This is a genomic window from Phaeovulum veldkampii DSM 11550 (assembly GCF_003034995.1).
Taxonomy (GTDB): domain Bacteria; phylum Pseudomonadota; class Alphaproteobacteria; order Rhodobacterales; family Rhodobacteraceae; genus Phaeovulum; species Phaeovulum veldkampii.
Window position 1 is genome coordinate 1 of sequence record NZ_PZKF01000120.1, and the last position, 1,080, is coordinate 1,080.

Here is a 1,080-nt window from a genome sequence, read left to right on the forward strand (position 1 = left end):
GCTTCTTGGCTTTGTCGGCAAGGTTCTCTTGGATGCCATTGCCCGGGAAGACGAGGACGCCCACCGGGAGCACGTCGAGCATCGCGTCGTTGCGCTTGAAGGGCGCGGCCTTGGCGTGCTTGGTCCAGTCCGGCTTGAAGGCCACCTGCGTCACGCCCCGGGCCTCGGCCCATTTGGCTGCGATAAGTTCCGCGCCCTTCGGGCTGCCCCCGTGGAGGAGGACCATGTCGGGATACTTGGTCCGGACCTGGTCAAGTTTGCCCCAGATCAGCCGGTGATCTTTGAAGTCGGTCCCACCGGTGAGGGCAACCTTGGGTCCTGCGGGGAGCATCACCTCGGTCTCCGCGCGGCGCTTGGCGGCCAGGAAGTCGCGGCTGTCGATCAGCGCGGCGGTCATATGTTGGCGGTTCACCATCGAGCCGGTGCGGGGGCGCCAGGTCGATCCCGTATGATGGACGAACTCGGTGGCGGCGTGATCGCGCATCATGTCCATGCAGTTGCGCCGTTCGACGAGGGTCAGGCCTTCAGCCGTCAGGCGCTCCAGCTCGGTGGATTTCACCTCGGAGCCGTCCTGCTCGCGCTGGAGGCGGCGCTGCGCCTGCTCGTTCTCGTCGAGCGACCGCTCGATCCGGGCCGTGGCGCGGTGGAAGAGGTTGACCTGGCCCCAGAGCACCTCTTCGAGGTCGGGTTCCATGCGGGTGTCTTCCAGGGTCGCAACGAGGGCGTCGAAGATGTCGGCGACGGCGACCGCAAGGCGCTGCCCATCGGGCATCGGGCGCGGATCGGGTTCGTCAAAGGGGCGGTAGCCATAGAGCTGCAGCTCGTCGAGCGCATGGGCGGTCTGGGATGCGGTGTGGGCGGGTTCATACGCGTCGTCGTGGGCGTGGATCGTCATCTGTTCTTGCCTCCGGGCCTGTTTCGTCCGCGCGTCATCCCGCGCGGCCTTCATGGGCTGCGAAAGCCGTCGACGGGGGACGCCCCTTCACCCCCTTTCGGGGCCGGAACACATGTGGAGGAGGACGGGGGGCGGCTGATTTGTCTCGCGATGCAAAGGCGGCTCTGCCGCCGGCGGAAATCAGT

Annotated in this window: 1 protein-coding gene; it reads right to left on the reverse strand. The window is 66.9% G+C overall.

Features of this window, described 5'->3' with window-relative positions; genetic code table 11:
- The coding region (locus tag C5F46_RS16190) for a DUF2493 domain-containing protein (protein WP_107326313.1) at positions 1–895 on the reverse strand (895 nt) is incomplete at its 3' end.
- Positions 896–1,080: the final 185 nt, after the last annotated feature.